This is a genomic window from Bacteroides cellulosilyticus (assembly GCF_020091405.1).
In the GTDB taxonomy this organism is placed as follows: domain Bacteria; phylum Bacteroidota; class Bacteroidia; order Bacteroidales; family Bacteroidaceae; genus Bacteroides.
Genome location: NZ_CP081903.1, coordinates 1,849,518 through 1,867,487, shown reverse-complemented (window position 1 = coordinate 1,867,487; position 17,970 = coordinate 1,849,518). Strand labels below are relative to the sequence as shown.

The 17,970-nt window shown below is 46.6% G+C and carries 16 protein-coding genes; 11 read left to right on the top strand and 5 right to left on the bottom strand.

Annotated features, from left to right (window positions below; all coding sequences use genetic code 11):
* Positions 1 to 14 precede the first annotated feature (14 nt).
* The 8 genes from purD to K6V21_RS06425 all read left to right on the top strand — a co-directional run bounded on the left by purD (position 15) and on the right by K6V21_RS06425 (position 9,643).
* Entirely contained in the window at positions 15 to 1,289 is a 1,275-nt protein-coding gene (purD, locus tag K6V21_RS06460) for a phosphoribosylamine--glycine ligase (RefSeq protein ID WP_224321275.1), read from the top strand.
* 88 nt (positions 1,290 to 1,377) lie between these two features.
* Positions 1,378 to 2,379 (top strand): hypothetical protein, encoded by a 1,002-nt coding sequence (locus tag K6V21_RS06455; RefSeq protein ID WP_217714868.1) that lies wholly within the window; start codon positions 1,378 to 1,380, stop codon positions 2,377 to 2,379.
* Positions 2,364 to 2,837, top strand: a complete 474-nt coding sequence (locus K6V21_RS06450) for a YqaA family protein (protein ID WP_044262986.1) — start codon at positions 2,364 to 2,366, stop codon at positions 2,835 to 2,837. Before K6V21_RS06455 ends, K6V21_RS06450 begins: the two co-directional genes overlap by 16 nt.
* A 3-nt stretch (positions 2,838 to 2,840) precedes the next feature.
* A complete protein-coding gene (gene mnmD, locus K6V21_RS06445) occupies positions 2,841 to 3,569 on the top strand; it encodes a tRNA (5-methylaminomethyl-2-thiouridine)(34)-methyltransferase MnmD (protein ID WP_217714870.1) in 729 nt (242 codons plus the stop codon).
* 34 nt (positions 3,570 to 3,603) lie between these two features.
* Positions 3,604 to 4,536 (top strand): metal ABC transporter solute-binding protein, Zn/Mn family, encoded by a 933-nt coding sequence (locus K6V21_RS06440; RefSeq protein WP_224321274.1) that lies wholly within the window; start codon positions 3,604 to 3,606, stop codon positions 4,534 to 4,536.
* Between the two features lie 23 nt (positions 4,537 to 4,559).
* Positions 4,560 to 5,405, top strand: coding sequence for a metal ABC transporter ATP-binding protein (locus tag K6V21_RS06435; RefSeq protein WP_224321273.1), 846 nt, complete (start codon positions 4,560 to 4,562; stop codon positions 5,403 to 5,405).
* A gap of 175 nt (positions 5,406 to 5,580) precedes the next feature.
* Positions 5,581 to 8,925 carry a DUF2723 domain-containing protein gene (locus tag K6V21_RS06430; protein WP_224321272.1) on the top strand — a complete coding sequence of 1,115 codons (3,345 nt, stop codon included), beginning with the start codon at positions 5,581 to 5,583 and terminating at the stop codon, positions 8,923 to 8,925.
* Between the two features lie 103 nt (positions 8,926 to 9,028).
* The gene (locus K6V21_RS06425; protein ID WP_217714876.1) at positions 9,029 to 9,643 is read left to right on the top strand and encodes a polysaccharide deacetylase family protein; all 615 of its coding nucleotides are present in this window, start codon (positions 9,029 to 9,031) and stop codon (positions 9,641 to 9,643) included.
* Between the two features lie 93 nt (positions 9,644 to 9,736).
* Here K6V21_RS06425 and K6V21_RS06420 read toward each other — a convergent pair whose 3' ends face one another.
* The 5 genes from K6V21_RS06420 to K6V21_RS06400 are packed head-to-tail and all read right to left on the bottom strand — an operon-like array spanning position 9,737 to position 14,605.
* Positions 9,737 to 10,732, bottom strand: coding sequence for a hypothetical protein (locus K6V21_RS06420; RefSeq protein WP_224321271.1), 996 nt, complete (start codon positions 10,730 to 10,732; stop codon positions 9,737 to 9,739).
* A gap of 15 nt (positions 10,733 to 10,747) precedes the next feature.
* Positions 10,748 to 11,647, bottom strand: a complete 900-nt coding sequence (locus K6V21_RS06415; RefSeq protein WP_224321270.1) for a hypothetical protein — start codon at positions 11,645 to 11,647, stop codon at positions 10,748 to 10,750.
* 9 nt (positions 11,648 to 11,656) lie between these two features.
* Entirely contained in the window at positions 11,657 to 12,226 is a 570-nt protein-coding gene (locus K6V21_RS06410; RefSeq protein WP_224321269.1) for a hypothetical protein, read from the bottom strand.
* A 7-nt stretch (positions 12,227 to 12,233) separates the two neighbouring features.
* The gene (locus K6V21_RS06405) at positions 12,234 to 13,997 is read right to left on the bottom strand and encodes a WG repeat-containing protein (RefSeq protein WP_224321268.1); all 1,764 of its coding nucleotides are present in this window, start codon (positions 13,995 to 13,997) and stop codon (positions 12,234 to 12,236) included.
* A gap of 26 nt (positions 13,998 to 14,023) precedes the next feature.
* Entirely contained in the window at positions 14,024 to 14,605 is a 582-nt protein-coding gene (locus K6V21_RS06400) for a hypothetical protein (protein ID WP_217714964.1), read from the bottom strand.
* Between the two features lie 1,211 nt (positions 14,606 to 15,816).
* Between K6V21_RS06400 and K6V21_RS06395 the strand changes: the two genes are divergently transcribed.
* From K6V21_RS06395 to K6V21_RS06385, 3 genes are read left to right on the top strand one after another with little or no spacing between them, the layout of a single operon-like run.
* Positions 15,817 to 16,755, top strand: coding sequence for a caspase domain-containing protein (locus K6V21_RS06395; protein WP_217714883.1), 939 nt, complete (start codon positions 15,817 to 15,819; stop codon positions 16,753 to 16,755).
* A gap of 7 nt (positions 16,756 to 16,762) precedes the next feature.
* Positions 16,763 to 17,347, top strand: a complete 585-nt coding sequence (locus K6V21_RS06390; protein WP_217714885.1) for an RNA polymerase sigma factor — start codon at positions 16,763 to 16,765, stop codon at positions 17,345 to 17,347.
* Positions 17,344 to 17,958: a hypothetical protein gene (locus tag K6V21_RS06385; protein WP_217714887.1), complete on the top strand. Its 615-nt coding sequence runs from the start codon at positions 17,344 to 17,346 to the stop codon at positions 17,956 to 17,958. The genes K6V21_RS06390 and K6V21_RS06385 overlap by 4 nt, the downstream gene beginning before the upstream one ends.
* Positions 17,959 to 17,970: the final 12 nt, after the last annotated feature.

The window sequence follows — 17,970 nt, the reverse complement described above, 5'->3', positions numbered from 1 at the left end:
ATATAGATATAAAGATGAAAGTATTATTATTAGGAAGCGGCGGTCGCGAGCACGCCCTGGCATGGAAGATTGCCCAAAGCCCGAAAGTAGAGAAACTTTTTATCGCCCCCGGTAACGCCGGCACCAGTGCGGTAGGCGAGAACGTAGCCATCAAGGCAACCGACTTCCCCACCCTGAAAGCCTTCGCCCTGGAACAGAACATAGACATGATTGTGGTAGGCCCCGAAGACCCGTTGGTAGAAGGCATCTACGACAGCTTCACCGAAGACGCCACCACACAACATATCGCCATCATCGGCCCCACCGCCAAAGGTGCCCAACTGGAAGGCAGCAAGGAGTTTGCCAAAGGCTTCATGGAACGCCACAACATCCCCACCGCCCGCTACAAGAGCATCACTGCCGATAACCTCGAAGAAGGCCTCGCCTTCCTCGAAAGCCTCGAAGCCCCCTACGTGCTGAAAGCCGACGGCCTCTGTGCCGGAAAGGGTGTGCTCATTCTCCCTACACTGGAAGAAGCCAAGCGGGAACTGGAAGAAATGCTCGGCGGTATGTTTGGTCAGGCCAGCGCCACAGTTGTTATCGAAGAATTCCTCAGCGGTATCGAGTGCTCCGTGTTTGTGCTGACGGACAGCAAGCACTACAAAGTGCTGCCCGTAGCCAAGGACTACAAGCGCATCGGCGAAGGCGACAAAGGCCTGAACACCGGTGGCATGGGAAGCGTTACCCCCGTTCCTTTTGCTGACGAAGAGTTCATGGAAAAAGTACGCACCCGCATCATCGAGCCCACCATCAACGGACTGCAGGAAGAAAACATCCTTTACAAAGGCTTCATCTTCCTCGGCCTGATCCGTGTGAAAGGCGAACCAATGGTGATAGAATATAACGTCCGTATGGGCGATCCGGAGACAGAAAGCGTCATGTTGCGTGTACAAAGCGACTTTGTAGAACTTCTGGAAGGTGTACGCGATGTGAACCTCGACACCAAGACTCTGGTGATGGACCCGCGCACAGCCGCCTGCGTCATGCTCGTCAGCGGCGGTTATCCCGAAGCTTACGAAAAAGGCAAAGTGATGACCGGATTTGAAGCTGCCGCAGCTACGGACAGCATCCTCTTCCATGCCGGAACCGCAATGAAAGACGGACAAGTGGTAACGAACGGCGGACGCGTGATTGCCGTATGTTCATATGGTGAAACCAAGGAGGAAGCCCTTGCCAAAAGTTATAAAGTAGCGGATATGATCCACTTCGACAAGAAGTATTTCCGCCGCGACATCGGGTTCGATCTCTAAATTTAATGAAGAATGATGAATGAAGAATCTCCCTGCGGCATATCGCGCAGCCTAATTCTTCATTCTTCATTCTCAATTCTTCATTTATATGATACGAAGTAAACGATTACAGAACCGGATTACAGCGGGACGCTTCACCCTCCCCGCTGCTATCTTTCTATCACTGTTCTGCTGGGTACTGACTTCCATCTTATTACCCGAGATTCCAGTGATGAAAAGCAATTACCCATTGTGGGAAACTATCTACAACGATTGGATTCCGACATGGGCAAGTGCGCCCCTAAGCTTTCTGCTTTACGGTATAATCGGTTACTTCCTGATAGAACTGAACAACACCTTCGCCATTATCCGTATGCGGGCATCCGTGCAGACAGCCATTTACTTCCTGTTGATATCTGTCTGTCCTGCCATGCACCAGTTATATGCCGGAGACGTTGCCTCGACAGCGTTTCTGATATCCTTGTTCTTCCTGTTCAAAGGCTATCAACATCCACGTCCGGCGGGCACCATGTTCTACTCGTTCCTGTTTATCGGGGCGGGCAGTCTGTTCTTCCCGCAACTGACATTGTTCATTCCCCTTTTCTGGATCGGTGCATACAGTTTCCAGGCACTCACTCCTAAGAGCTTTTTCGGAGGTCTGATCGGTTGGACGCTACCTTATTGGTTCTTGTTTGGACATGCCTACTTCTATGGTGAAATAGAATTATTCTATCAGCCGTTCATCGAACTGGTGACGTTCCATCCCATTACTTTATGGAACTTCCCATTATGGGAAATCGCTACATTGGGCTATTTGTTCCTGTTGTTCATAGTAAGCTCCGTTCACTGCCTGGTGGCAGGTTACGAAGATAAGATACGTACCCGCAGCTACCTGCATTTCCTTATTTTCCTGACGTTCTGCATCTTCGTTTATATCCTGTTGCAACCGGCACAAACGTTTCACCTCCTGCCCTTGCTACTGATAGGCGTCAGCATCCTGACAGGACATTTCGTGGTACTGACGAACAGTCGGGCTTCTAATGTGTTTTTCATTTGTGCCCTTGCCGGGCTTATACTCTTATTCGGATTTAACGTATGGATGCTTTTGTAGACTCACTGGTTCAACTCTTGATAGACTGGGGCTATCTCGGTTTATTTATCTCCGCCTTACTGGCAGGAAGCATCGTTCCGTTCAGTTCGGAACTGGTGATGATAGCACTGGTAAAGGTAGGGCTCAGTCCGGTGATGTGTGTATTCTTCGCCACGTTGGGTAATACGATTGGCGGTATGACGTGCTACTACATGGGGCGTCTGGGTAACGTAGTCTGGATAGAGAAATATTTCAAAGTAAAAAAAGAAAAAGTAGACAAGATGCAGACTTTCCTTCAAGGTAAAGGAGCATTGATGGGCTTTTTCGCATTCCTGCCCTTTGTGGGCGAAGTAATTGCCATTGCACTGGGTTTCATGCGCAGCAATGTATGGCTGACTACTTCGTCCATGTTTGCCGGAAAGCTGATACGGTATGCCGTGATGCTGCTGGCATTGCAGGGAGTAATATCTATGTTTTAAGTTATGAAACGAATTATAGAACGTACGGAAGATGGAAGCGCAACACTGTTTGTGCCCGAACTGGATGAACATTATCATTCGGTGAAAGGGGCGCGTACAGAGTCGCAGCATATCTTTATCGACATGGGCCTGAAAGCCTCTGCCGCACCGCAACCGCACGTTCTTGAGATAGGCTTCGGCACCGGACTGAATGCCTTGCTCACACTGGAAGCTGCCGAACAGGACGCGCGTCCCGTACATTATACCGGTATCGAGCTCTATCCCCTCGCCTGGGAAGAAGTCGATGCACTAGGATATAGTAATAACCCGCTGTTCAAGCAGCTGCACACCGCCCCGTGGGAAGAAGACGTAAAAATATCCCCGCACTTCACTCTGCGGAAGATAAAGACAGATGCGAATATAAGTATGAAGTATGAAGTATTAAGTATTCGAAGTGAACAAAATACCAATACCTCACACCTAATACCTAATACTTCACACTTAATACCTAATACTTTTCCTGATCTCGTTTACTTCGATGCTTTCGCCCCTGAAAAGCAACCAGAAATGTGGAACGAGCAATTATTTCGCTCTCTTTACGTTTATATGAATACAGGGGGAATATTGACGACGTATTGCGCCAAAGGTGTCATCCGCCGTATGTTGCAAGCTGTGGGCTTCCGTGTGGAGCGCCTTCCGGGACCTCCGGGGGGAAAGCGGGAGATACTGAGGGCAACGAAAGAGAAACCATAAAGAGTAATCAATTATAAAAACCATAAATATAATAATGAAACGAACATTCCTGTACATCCTCGCTGCTTTGCTCGCCGCATCCTGCAAGAACAGCAGCGTCCAGAATAATAAGAGTGAAGGCGATAAACCCGTCATCACCGTCACTATTGAGCCATTACGCTATTTCACCGAAGCCATTGCAGGCGATAACTTCAACGTTATCAGCATGGTTCCCAAAGGGAGTAGTCCGGAAACCTACGATCCTACCCCCCAGCAACTCGTAGATCTTGCCAAAAGCAAAGCCTACTTCCGGATCGGCTACATCGGTTTTGAACAAACCTGGATGGACAAGCTGACGGATAACGCTCCGCACCTGCAATTCTTCGATACTTCCCGCGGCATCGACCTGATTTATGATTCCTCACACGCCCATCATCATCACGATGCCGGTGAACCTCACGCCCACGATTCCATCCAAGACGATGAGCATCAGCATCTTTTTGGTGTGGAACCGCACGTTTGGAGTTCTGCCTATAATGCACAGATTATTGCCGGAAATATCGTAAATGCACTGTGCGCCATCGACAAAGGCAATGAAGAAGTCTATATGGAGCGTTACAAAAGTCTCTGCAACCAGATTGAACATACCGATAGCCTTATTTGTCACATGCTGTCGACCCCCAATGCGGACCGTGCTTTCATGATTTATCATCCGGCATTATCTTACTTTGCCCGCGACTACGGCTTGCATCAGATTTCCATCGAAGAAAATGGTAAAGAGCCTTCTCCCTCCCACCTCAAGAATCTGATAGACACTTGTAAAAAGGAGAAAGTCCGTGTTATCTTCGTGCAACCTGAATTTGACCGCCGCAATGCAGAGATTATTGCCAAACAGACGGGAACGAAGGTAATCCCTATCAACCCGCTTTCTTACGATTGGGAAGAAGAAATGTTGAACATTGCCAAGGAATTGGTCGTTAAGAACTAAAGACATCGTCAAGCAGTAAACAAATGGGTACGCCTCTTATTGAAATAAAGAATCTCAGTGCCGGCTATGACAGCCGCACGGTATTACGCAACGTAAACCTCACCGTTTACGACCGGGACTTTCTGGGCATCATCGGCCCTAATGGCGGCGGAAAAACAACTCTCATCAAATGTATACTCGGTCTGTTGAAACCTACGGGAGGAGAAATATTATATAGTGATAAACGGCTAGCGGTTAGTGACAAACAAGAAAGCACAGCACAGTACTTATCACTAACCACTAACCGCTTATCACTAAAGATGGGATATCTGCCACAGTACAACAGCATAGATCGCAAATTCCCCATCACAGTGGAAGAAGTAATCCTTTCTGGTCTCAGCTCACAGAAGTCACTTATTTCACGCTTCACCGCATCACATCGGAAGAAAGCCCGCCAAGTGATTGCCCGCATGGGATTGGAAGGATTGGAAGAACGTGCCATCGGTGCACTAAGCGGTGGGCAATTGCAACGTGCTTTGCTGGGACGTGCCATCATCTCCGATCCTCAACTCGTTGTTCTCGACGAACCCAGTACATATATTGACAAACGTTTCGAAGCCCGCCTTTACGAACTATTGGCAGAGATTAACCACGACTGCGCCATCATTCTTGTCAGCCATGACATCGGCACAGTACTGCAACAAGTGAAGTCCATTGCCTGCGTGAATGAAACACTGGATTATCATCCCGACACGGGCGTAAGCGAAGAGTGGCTGGAACGGAATTTCAATTGCCCGATAGAGTTATTGGGACACGGAGCACTACCCCATCGTATACTGGCAGAGCATAAACATGGAGACGAATGTGGATGCTGCAATTGCGAACAATAAACATCAGAGCTATAATATTTGAAACTTTTCTCTACAAAAAATCAATGTATATCTTTTAACCTATCCTAATAAATATGCCTTACCTCCACGCATTTAGCAGTTAAATCACTATATTTGCGGCCGTATATACCAAAATACAGAGCTATAACTTAAAAACATAACGAATTCTTTCCGAATGAAACAGTACAGAACCGTAAACAACCTTGTGGGTTGGATTACTTTCATCATTGCAGCTACGGTCTATTGCATGACTATTGAGCCGACTGCAAGCTTTTGGGACTGCCCGGAGTTCATCACTACCGGCTACAAACTGGAAGTAGGACACCCGCCCGGAGCACCTTTCTTCATGCTGGTAGCCAACCTGTTCTCACAATTTGCCTCCGACCCGAGCACCGTTGCCAAAATGGTAAACTATATGAGTGCACTGATGAGTGGCGCTTGTATCCTGTTCCTGTTCTGGAGCATCACGCACCTTGTGCGCAAACTTGTTGTTACAGATGAAAATAATATTACCCGCGGACAACTGATTACCATCATGGGTAGCGGTCTGGTGGGTGCGCTGGCATATACATTCAGTGACACCTTCTGGTTCAGTGCCGTTGAAGGTGAAGTTTACGCATTCTCTTCTCTCTTCACAGCCGTTGTATTCTGGCTGATACTGAAATGGGAGGATGTGGCGAACGAACCTCACAGTGACCGCTGGCTTATCCTCATCGCTTACCTGACGGGACTTAGTATCGGTGTACACTTGCTGAACTTGCTCTGTTTGCCCGCTATCGTACTGGTCTACTATTACAAGAAAGTGCCCAACGCAAATGCTAAGGGCTCATTACTGGCATTGCTCGCTTCGGGTATTCTGGTTGCCGCCGTACTTTATGGCATGGTACCGGGTATTGTAAAAGTAGGCGGCTGGTTCGAACTGTTCTTCGTGAATACACTGGGAATGTCTTTCAACAGCGGTGTAATGGTATACATCATTGTATTGGCAGCCTCCATCATCTGGGGGGTATACGAAAGCTACACGGAAAAGAACAAAATGCGGATGTCCATCTCCTTCGTACTGACGATTGCCTTGCTGGGCATTCCCTTCTACGGACACGGAACGAGCGCTGTAATTATAGGTATTATTGTTATCGCTTTCCTGTTCTTCTACCTCAGCCCGAAGATGCAGGCAAGCATGAAAGAGAAATACCGTGTTTCCGCACGTACGCTCAACACATCGCTGTTGTGTACCATGATGATTGTCATCGGATATTCTTCTTATGCCATTATCGTGATCCGCTCTACGGCCAACACACCCATGGATCAGAACTCACCCGAAGACATCTTCACGCTGGGTGAATATCTGGGTCGTGAACAATACGGAACCCGCCCGCTGTTCTACGGACAGGCATTTTCTTCCAAAGTAGCCCTTGATGTAAAAAATGGCTATTGCGAACCACGTATCTCGTACAACGGAACCAAATTTATCCGTAAGGAGAAAGCCACTCCCGATGAAAAGGACAGCTACATCGAAATCCCCGGACGTATCGAATACGAATACGCACAGAATATGCTTTTCCCACGCATGTACAGCAGTCAGCACGCCAGGGAATATCAAGCCTGGGTAGATATTAAGGGCGAAGACATCCCCTACGATCAGTGCGGGACAATGGTTATGGTGAACATGCCTACACAATGGGAAAACATCAAGTTCTTCTTCACCTACCAGCTCAACTGGATGTATTGGCGCTACTTCATGTGGAACTTCGCCGGACGCCAGAACGACCTGCAAGGCAGCGGAGAAATAGAACATGGTAACTGGATTACAGGTATCCCGTTCATTGACAACTTCCTGGTGGGCGACCAGAGTCTGTTGCCGCAGGAACTGCAAAACAACAAGGGACACAACGTCTTCTACTGTCTGCCTTTATTGCTCGGCATCATCGGTCTTTTATGGCAGGCATACCGCGGCCAGAAAGGTATTCAGCAGTTCTGGGTAGTGTTCTTCCTGTTCTTCATGACGGGTATCGCCATTGTGCTCTACCTGAACCAGACACCGAGCCAGCCGCGTGAACGCGACTATGCATACGCCGGATCATTCTACGCCTTTGCCATTTGGATAGGCATGGGTGTGGCAGGCATTATCCGCCTGTTGCAACACTACGCCAAGATGAAGGAACTTCCGGCCGCAACACTGGCATCGGTTGTCTGCCTGTTCGTTCCCATACAGATGGCAAGCCAGACATGGGACGACCACGACCGTAGCGACCGCTACCTGGCACGCGACTTCGGTCAGAACTATCTGATGTCCCTGCAAGAAACCGGCAATCCGATTATCTTCACCAACGGTGATAATGATACATTCCCCTTGTGGTACAACCAGGAAACAGAGGGATTCCGTACGGATGCACGTACTTGTAACCTCAGTTACTTGCAGACGGATTGGTACATCGACCAGATGAAGCGTCCTGCCTACGATTCCCCATCATTACCCATCACTTGGGACCGTATGGATTACGTGGAAGGAACGAATGAATACATCCCTGTGCAGCCCGATTATAAGAAGAGCATCGACGCCCTCTATGCCGAAGCTGAGAAGCAGGCACTGAACGGCAATCCGGAAGCTCTGGTGAATGTGAAAAAAGAGTTCGGTGAAAACCCATACGAATTGCAGAACATCCTGAAATATTGGGTACGCAGCAAAAACGAAGATCTCAAAGTAATTCCTACGGACAGCATTGTAATGAAGGTAGATAAGGAAGCTGTACGCCGCAGCGGTATGATGATACCGGGCGACAGCATCCCCGATTACATGCACATCTCACTGAAAGGCAAACGCGCCCTCTATAAGAGCGAGCTGATGATGCTTGAAATGCTGGCAGAAGCCAATTGGGAACGTCCTATCTACATGGCAGTCAGCGTAGGTACGGAGAACCACCTCGGCATGGGCAATCACTTCATACAGGAAGGTCTCACCTATCGCTTCACTCCGTTCGATACCGACAAGACAGGCGTCAAACTGGATAGCGAGAAGATGTATGACAACCTGATGAACAAGTTCAAGTTCGGTGGCATCGACAAGGAAGGCATCTATATTGATGAAAACGCCATGCGTATGTGCTATTCTCACCGGCGTATCTTCTCACAACTCGTAGGTCAGTTGATACGTGAAGGAAAGAATGACAAGGCCAAGAAAGCATTGGACTATGCAGAGAAGATGATTCCTGCCTACAATGTGCCGTACGACTGGCAGAACGGTGCCGTACAAATGGCAGAAGCATACTATCAACTGGGCGAAACGGAGAAAGCCGACAGCATCATGAAGGTACTTGCCGACAAGGCTGTGGAATACCTCACCTGGTATCTGAGCCTGGACGACCAACGTTTTGCTATGTCCAGCCGTGAAATTGTCGACTATCATCTGCCTATCCTCAGTTCAGAAGTGAAGCTCATGCAGAAGTATAATTCCGAACTGGCTCAGATATACGACAGCAAGCTGAACGAATTGTATCAGATGTGTGTTGACCGTATGAAATAAGAAATAGCGATTAGCGGTTAGTGATAAGTGATTAACGGCTGTGCCGTAACATCGCACACTAACCGCTAATCACTTATCACTAACCGCTAACTACTAAATAACCGTGTTTATAGAACAGCCTCCCGAGTTTGTCCGAAAGCTATATCCCGGTGCCATCTGGCGAATGGATCCGAACGAGAAATCCGTTTACCTGACTTTTGACGATGGCCCCATCCCCGAAGTAACCCCATGGGTACTTGAACTATTGGATAAACATGACATCAAAGCCACCTTCTTCATGGTGGGAGACAATATACGCAAGCATCCCGACGTATTCCAAATGGTAGTAAATGGCGGCCACCGCATCGGCAACCATACATTCAACCATATCCGCGGGTTCGAATATCTGTCCGACAACTATCTTGCCAATACGGACAAGGCGAATGAGCTGATGAAAACAGACCTCTTCCGTCCACCGCACGGTCACATGCGCTGGGGACAGTATTTCACCTTGAAGCGGCATTATAAGATAGTGATGTGGGATTTGGTGACGCGTGACTACAGTAAGAAACTGCGTGGTCCGCAGGTGCTTGCCAATGTGATGCGGTATGCACGGAACGGGTCCATTATCACTTTTCATGACTCGCTGAAGTCCTGGAATAACGGCAACCTGCAATATGCACTGCCGCGGGCATTGGATTTCCTGGAAGAGGAAGGATACGAGTTTAAGTTACTATAAATATTTCATTCTTAGATATAACAAAGGCCGCCTCAAACCAGATTTATATTACTCTTCTGCTGAATCTGACTTGAAGCAGCCTTTGTCTTTTCCTTATTCGTAATAAGTAATCGTCCGGTTCACCGTATTTACGGTTTCATTATCCATCTGATTATCCATTGACGTCCAGTTATTATGGTCATCCAACAGATAAACACAATCAATAATCTTCTCTGAAACTTTCTCCTCTTCACCGTCCTTATATTTATAAGTGGTATAAACGCTTTTCAGAATGGCATCGAAATCCGTATAATCACAGGTCAGCGTCTGGCGGCGTAATGGAACGGACTTCTTCTGTTTTGTGTCGAACTCATAATAATATATGGTTTCCTCTGTTTGTTGTCCCTTGCCGTTAAACTTACGTACAGTCTTCTGCTCTATCTCCCCCGCTTTCAGATCCTTATCTTTCCGTTTGGGGAGTTCCTGGAAATATTTCACTTCTTCCGTGATATTGCCATCGCCATCATATTTATAGCTATTGCTAAGAATCAGGCTCGGTTCATCCTGATAGTAATCCGTACGTTTTAAGGTATTTCCCGCTGCATCACATTCATATTCGGAACGGTTCTGTTCGTTATTCTCTGACCAGGAGCTAATCAAAAGCCCTTTTTCATCATATTTATAGAGTCTGCGGCCACTTACGATAAATTCGCCGCCTTCGCCACTATAATTACGGCTGAAGTCCAGTTCCTCCGTTATATTGCCATCTGCATTGAACGCCTGCTTCCGTTGCAGACCACCGTCCATACTGTTGTAGAAACAAGTTGCAACCAGTTTTCCTTTTTCATCATATTCGTTCTTTACCAATACAGTATTCTTATTGGAGCGCACATCGGTCTGAGAAACTTCAGTAATATACCCGCTTTCATTAAACTTATATGTCTGGCTGGAGGTTGCCCCTTCAGTATGTTCCGTCAACTCCTTTACCTTACCATTCATGAACATTTCGGCAAGATCCGATTTCTTCTCTTTTTTCACGGTTCCACCGCCACATGCCGACAACACAGTCACACCACAAAGGGCAACAAGCCACACTTTCATTACTTTCATATTTTCCTTTTCTTATTAAGTTAATACTGTTTTCTCCACTTCTCCCTCCAAACCGAAGAGTATCTTATTCCAACCCAGGAAGACAAGCCACAAAGCTACCAACGACAGGAAAGCCTGAAGCGTGCCGCCTATACCCGGAAAGAAACCTAAGATAACCCCTACCAGCACAATAATCATGCTGATACGCAGCTTCCCTGCCCCGGCCTGTCCTTCGTGACCCACCGTGACTGACTTCTGCAAAGCTCCGTAACCGATGAATTCGAAAACAAAAGCAACAATGGCAATAATTCCCCCAATGATACCGCCTATCAACGGCAACATTCCGATAATTACAGCAACGATACCCAGAATCACAGCTATTTTCAGTTTAGAAACTCCCTGAATTCCGTTATCATCAAGTATAGATTTCAGCTTACCCAATCCGACAAAATAGAAGATAAGTCCGACAAGAGCGGCTAATCCTGTCAGCAACGTATCGCCAATGCCATCGTACACATGCAGCAAAACTGCCAGTAGAATGAGGTAAGCCCCCTGGCTTCCCCAGCATTTCCACTGGATACCTACACTATCCTTTGCCAAATACAAAGCAATCAGCAATGCTATCAATCCGATGTATTCCAGCCAGGAAGGTATTCCGGGAAACATTGTGACTAAGGCAACCAGCATACCACCGGCAGCAGAAGCCAGAAATGGCATGGGCAGAGGCATAGAAGCCGCTTGGACAGACTGATAAAATCGGAACAGTGCCAAGCCACCGCCAATAAGTCCCGCCAACTGGCAACAGAACACAGGAATGTCAAAACTCGGCAAGCCCAAAAGACTCGTCAAACTAAATTCGGGCAGTAATGTAAGTGCCAACAGCAACATACAGAATTGCAGTTGCAGAAACTTCTGTTTCTTTTCTTTCTCGTTCATATCATTAATTTAATAAGTAAGTTCATTATGCATCACAGGTACATTCGTCAACTGAAGTTGATCTTTCTCCAAAGTGGCGTTTATCCCCCGGCAGAAGATAATCACCTTCGTGAGCAAATCTATCGGTTCTTCCACAGGAATAGACACCAGGCACTTCACGGGAGTATCCCTGGGTAGGAAACATTGCGCCACATCTCCCTGCTGACCACCAAATTTAAAGGTTATGCCGCGTTTATAGACATTCCCTTCGGGGTCGAAAGCAATGCTTTCTCCATCATCGGCTTCCAGTTGCAAAGCAAACTCCAACTGGCTTTGGTTTATTATCAGCAAACTGATTTTTACAAAATCTCCCGACTGTTCACAATCCCGAAGTTCTACTTTCACTTCCGGATCGGGAGAAGTGACTTTGGTTGCAGACACATCTCTTCTACCGTCACTACTGCCGGCAGGAGAAAAGAGTTCACGCTCAACGGCTTTCCCTAATTTCTTGAGGAATGATTGAGCATACATGGCATGCGTTGAGCAAACAAGCAATATGCACACCATCAAAACTTTTCTCGTAAATGCTTTATTTTCCATAACCATATCAGAAAGATGATTCTACAAACTCGATGACATATTCTCCTTTTCGGTTGATATACCCATTATGATAAATCTCATCAGCCGAATTATAAGAAGTAGTAGAACCCGCTGACAAATCCTCATAGAAAGGTTCTTTCACTCCTTTCAACAGCACTTCGCCACGAGGAGAAAGAAGACAATCATCCAAATAAATATCATTTCCCACATAGATTACTCGGGTCAGATAATCCATTTTAACTCTTAAAGTAGCAACGGATTTAAACATCGTATCCACTAACATACAAGGCCCATCACCCTGCACAAAAGCTTTAGAATTATGAAAATCAGAAACCCTAATGAAAGGATTACTTAAAATCTTACTTGTGGAATCAATATAAAAGTAACGTCCTTCTTTATTCTGAACATAGGCTCTTTGGTTGTGAAAATCACCCGGTTCATTAGAATAAGCCGGTTGTATAACAAATATTCCCGCTTTATTTATGTAGCCCCATTTATCTGCTCCGCCATTAGTCTTTATTTTCACAGCAGCCATTCCTTCACTGAAATTATGGGCTTCAATGAACTGTGGTTCCACAATAACTTTTCCATTTACGTCGCGGAATCCCCACAGACTTTTGCCGTAACTATAATAAGCAATCAGACTATCACACATCGGACGTACCTCTTTCAAATTTTCCATTGTCATTGGTTCAGAAAGGTGTTTAAAAACAAGTTCTCCTTTTGTATTCATATACATATTCCGATAGTCAGGAAGCGGGCGTCCCGGAACAATAACTGTTACAGCAGCAATGCCATCCACAAAGTTGGTCACTCTCCGAATGTTAGCTACTTTGCGAATAATTTCTCCCTTACGATTGACAAGGATAGCTGTTTTGAATTGCTCACAATCAATAGCTACGCTATCCGAGAAAGAAGGGATATGACCAGATTGTCGGGGATAATAATCAAAAATTCTATTACCGGACTTATCCATATAATAATTACCATTCTTATTAGTCCTCACATAGGCTAGTCCTCCACAAAAGCGAGTGCCGTATGCGCCTTGTGAGTCACTGTCAATAGTGATAAGTTTGGTGTTGGCTGTCCGATGAGGTTTCGCAGGTGCGCCGGCAGCAGGTGCAGCAGCCGGTTCGGCTGATGACTGTGCTACGTTTGCATTCGGCTGCGATGCCGGTTCCGGCTTCTTATTATACTCTGCCAAATAGTTTTCTATACCTTCTGCCGTACTCTTAGCCCGGGGCACATCAGCCAGACAACGGTCTTCCACACAAGTGACGGTCAATCCGTCCGGGTTCAAGGTGCGATCCAGACTGGTCAGTCCTACGAATTCAATGGAGTTATCTTCCTTTACGATGATGCCACATTTGCCTTTCACACCAGAGTGATTTTCCCAGTCAACCACAATCATACCTGCTTCCAGTCGCGGGTTGGTCAGTTTCAACTCTTCTGTGAAAGATAATAAGAACTTCTCACGATACCTCACAAAGCCTGCTGCGGTGTTTCCGGCAAATCTCTTCTTCAGTTTCTTGACGTTCATAAAGTCTTCAGGCAACAGTTTGAATTGTGCCGTCTTTCCGGTAAACAACTGGGTGAAGTCCTTGACCTGACTCGTATTAAAATCGAGCACGGCATAAAGTTGTCTGACTCCACCATTGGCTTTCGTGTTAGCTTCGTATACACCCGCCAAGTTCATGTTCTGAGCTTGTATATGCATCTCCGAGCATATCAAAGCCCCAATAAATAATAATCCGCTAATTAAGTTCTTCATAATAATATCTAATAAATTAATACAATTCATTTATTCATCATCTTCTCCAGCTTCTCATGTTCCATGATCACCAATTCCCGGTCCAGCGTGATGTGATGGCATCCGCCCCGCTTGCCTGTGATATCATAAAACTTCATCCGCGAAGGTCCCGCCACCTTGAGCAGCCTGTTGCGGATAATGGAACAAGCCTCGTAAATGCTGTTACTCATCGGGTCTACCAGATTGCTGAGTATCTGTTTGATCTTGTCCGCTTCAATATTCTTCTTCATCACAATCTGATAGATATTATATAACTCCTGCAAGTAGGCACGCATCCCCTTAAAATTCACTCCTTCGGGATGAATCAGGAAAAGCAGAAACACGGTCTTGGGCAGGCAAGGCATCTTCACTTCTTGATCCGAATAATCAAGAAGAAAAATGCGCGTTTCTTTATCAATACGAATGCGGCTTACAACCCCATCGGTAAAGTAATTTAAACAAGACTTTCCCTGTAAAATAGAATGCAACAATTTTATGATCTCATCATCACCCGAGAAATCATTATTCTTAATAAGATCTATCAAGAAACGCCTTGCCGTGTGATAGGGTATATGTGCTTTATCGTTCATTATTTCCATCTATTATTACAGTTTCAAAATTAAGTTAATTACCTTTACAGCTTCATTTGCAACAAGATTGTTTGCAAAAAAAATATTACCTTGTTTTACTCCGCAAACGGCTTATATAGCTTGTACACCCACTAAAAGCACCTTTTTATAATAAAGGACAAAAACAAGGTAAAAGGACATTTTCTACCTTCTATACCCGAAATAAGGAAAAGGTAACAGGGAAAAATGAAAAAAAGTAATGCAGAACTTACTCCTCTCATGAAAAATAATTTCTTCGTTGTTGTCTTTCTTCTTAGTTTTCCTTTTCTACTGCCCATTCCGGACTCTCTTTGCCGCCTCTGCTGTAGTCGCCACACGATATACGATACAGATGACGGACAGATACTTGTCTTTACCGTTTCCCACATCACCTATAACACTCTAATATATAGCATATTAAAGTGTTTCTTCATAGCAGAAACGAGCGTTTCCGCCAAGTGAAACGAGCGTTCCCATTAAGAGAAACGAGCATTCCCATTAAGAGAAACGACAGTTCCCATTAGGAGAAACGAGCGTTCCCATTAAGAGAGATTGTAGTTCCTATAATGAGAAACGGAGCTGCATAACCTTTTTCATCTTGTCCGAAGGGCTACACCATCCGTCCAAAAGGGTGTAGCTATCTGCCCGAAAGGGTGTAGTCATCCGCCCAAAAGGGTGTAGCCCTGCTTAAGAAAAGGTGTTTTTATATAAAATGCAAAGGGAAAAACTCCATTGGAAACGGCTACTTCCGCTATTTCGCAAGTATTCTTTTTCAAACCCGACCTATCTATCTGTTCCACTATTCAGATAATACAGGTACATTTGCCAGTAATAATCAAAATATAAAGAGTAAATGCACGATTTAGACATTATCCTCTTTCCATCTGCATCCGGCTAATCTCATTTCCCTGCGTTCCTACTGGTCATCAGTCGAACCGTTCCGATTTTCTTAACCCAGACAACTGTTTCTGTTTTTCTTCCACAAACAGGAAATGACAATAATATTTATCTCATAACGATAAGAATTACAGACTCATAAAGAAACACAATTCACATCCTAAGCAGCCGCTCATAAAGTGACGAGCTACAAGTGACGAGCTACGAGTGACTTATCTTGAAAATATTCGTCCCCGACTACCACAAATACCTGATAAAAGACTATTTTTGTGCAGAGCAATCATTTCAATGAAAGAATGACAAAATACAGACTACTATTACGATGCAGCCTTTTCGTCTGCCTATGGCTGAGCATCTTCACCCTCTCCGCCCAAACCCACCGGGCGCTGCTCGTCAACATATCGCATTATCCGGACGGAAACGGATGGGAAAATATCCATGCCGACAATGATGCCCGTCTGATGCACTCCCTGCTCGCAGCCTGTGGATACCAAGAAACGGGTATCGCCACCCTTACCGATGCTCAAGCTACCAAACGAGGCATCATCCATGCCCTGCAAAACATCTGCAACTCCACGCAAGCAGGCGACCATGTGCACCTGCACTTCTCCTGCCACGGCCAGCAGATGATGGACGATAACGGAGACGAAGAAGACGGACTGGACGAAGCCCTGATACCTTATGATGCCCTCTTCTGGTACGAGCCGGGAGAATATGAAGGCGAAAACCACCTGCGCGACGACGAACTTGGAGAATGGATACGCCGCCTGCGACGCAAGGCCGGAGAGCAGGGACACGTCACCGTAGTGCTGGATGCCTGCCACAGCGGCACGGGCAACCGCCTGCCGGAAGCCGATGATTATGTTCGCGGTACAGGCTACATCTTTGCCCCGGACGACTACGTGCCCACCGCAGGCAAACACCAGGAACTGAGTCTGCACCTGAAACAAGAAGCGGGACTTGCCCCAACAGTGGTTTTCAGCGCCTGTCTGGCAGATGAAATCAACTTCGAATACTTCGACACCCGGCAGTCGCGCTACTACGGACTGCTTACGTATGCTTTCTGCGAAGCAGCACGGGAAACAGCACACACACTCCTCAACGTCGACCGTTTCGCCCTGCTGCTGAAGCAAAAGATGCAAGCATTGACCGCCAACAAGAAGAAAAGAAAACAGACTCCCTACATGGAGTGTACAAACCCGCAGGATAGTTTCCGCCTCGGACTTAAACCCTGACACGCCTATGGGAATCATCGCACAACTACTCGGTAAAGGGAAAACCGGTCGCCAGGAAGAAGTAACCCGTTTATACGAGCTTTATAAACCGCCATTCCTATCATTCCTCCGCAAATACTACGGCATAGACAAGGAGACGGCATGCGACTTATATCAGGAAAGTTTCACAGCCTTATGCCAGAATGTGCGTGACGGCAAATACACAGAAGGCCAGGCCTCGCTGAAAACTTACCTCTTCGAGATAGGCAAGCGGAAAGCCTGCAACTGGATGCGCAGCAACAGCATGGAACCGGAAGAGAAACAAAGCCTCTTCTCCGAATGGATTGCTGCCAACGAAACGCCCCGGGAATGGAGGGAAGCCCAAGAGATAGCGGCACAATTAGTGCAGGAAACCGAAGAAATCTGTCGCCGCGTGCTTACCCTTTTCTACTGGGAACGACTGCCGATGGCAGAAATAGCCCTGCGGATGAATTACAAAGATGCCGATGTAGCCAAAAACAAGAAAAGTTCCTGCCTCCGCCGCCTGACCTTCGAGCTGCAAAAGAGACTGGAAACCATTGATATACACTGGAAAAAAAAGGAGAAGAAATGATAGATACGTACAGAGACAAACAGATAGACCGCTTCATCAACAACGAGATGGCGCCGGAAGAACGCGCAATTTTCATCCGGGAACTGGAAACGGACGGGGAACTGCAAAAGCAGGTCAAGCTACGCGGTCTTCTGGCAGAAGCCGAAATCAGGGAAGCGGAAAAAGAAGCATTCCGCACACTGACCGGAAATTCACGCAGGAAACATCTGAGAAGGCTCTGGAGCAGTGCGGCAGCCGCCATTGTGCTGGGTATACTGTTCTTTGTCGGCAACAGTCACCGCTACGCCCCGGCAGAAATCTTCCTGACTTATTATACGGAACCGGTCATCGAACCGTCAAGAGGTGGAAACGAGACCGCCGCCATACTCCACACCGCATCCGGCTATCTGAAGCAGGAACGTGCACAAGATGCCATTGCCTTGCTGACACCCGAAGTGCTCAGTTCGGAGTATGGTGAAGAAGCCGAATGGTTATTGCTCTGCGCCTATCTGTACGACAACAACCGGGAAAAGGCCAAAGTAATAGCGGAAGCCATCAGCCGGAAAGACGGACTGTATGCAACGGAAGCTGCTGCCATTCTGAAACAATTAAATGAGAAATACCTGTTCTAAAACAATCACCAA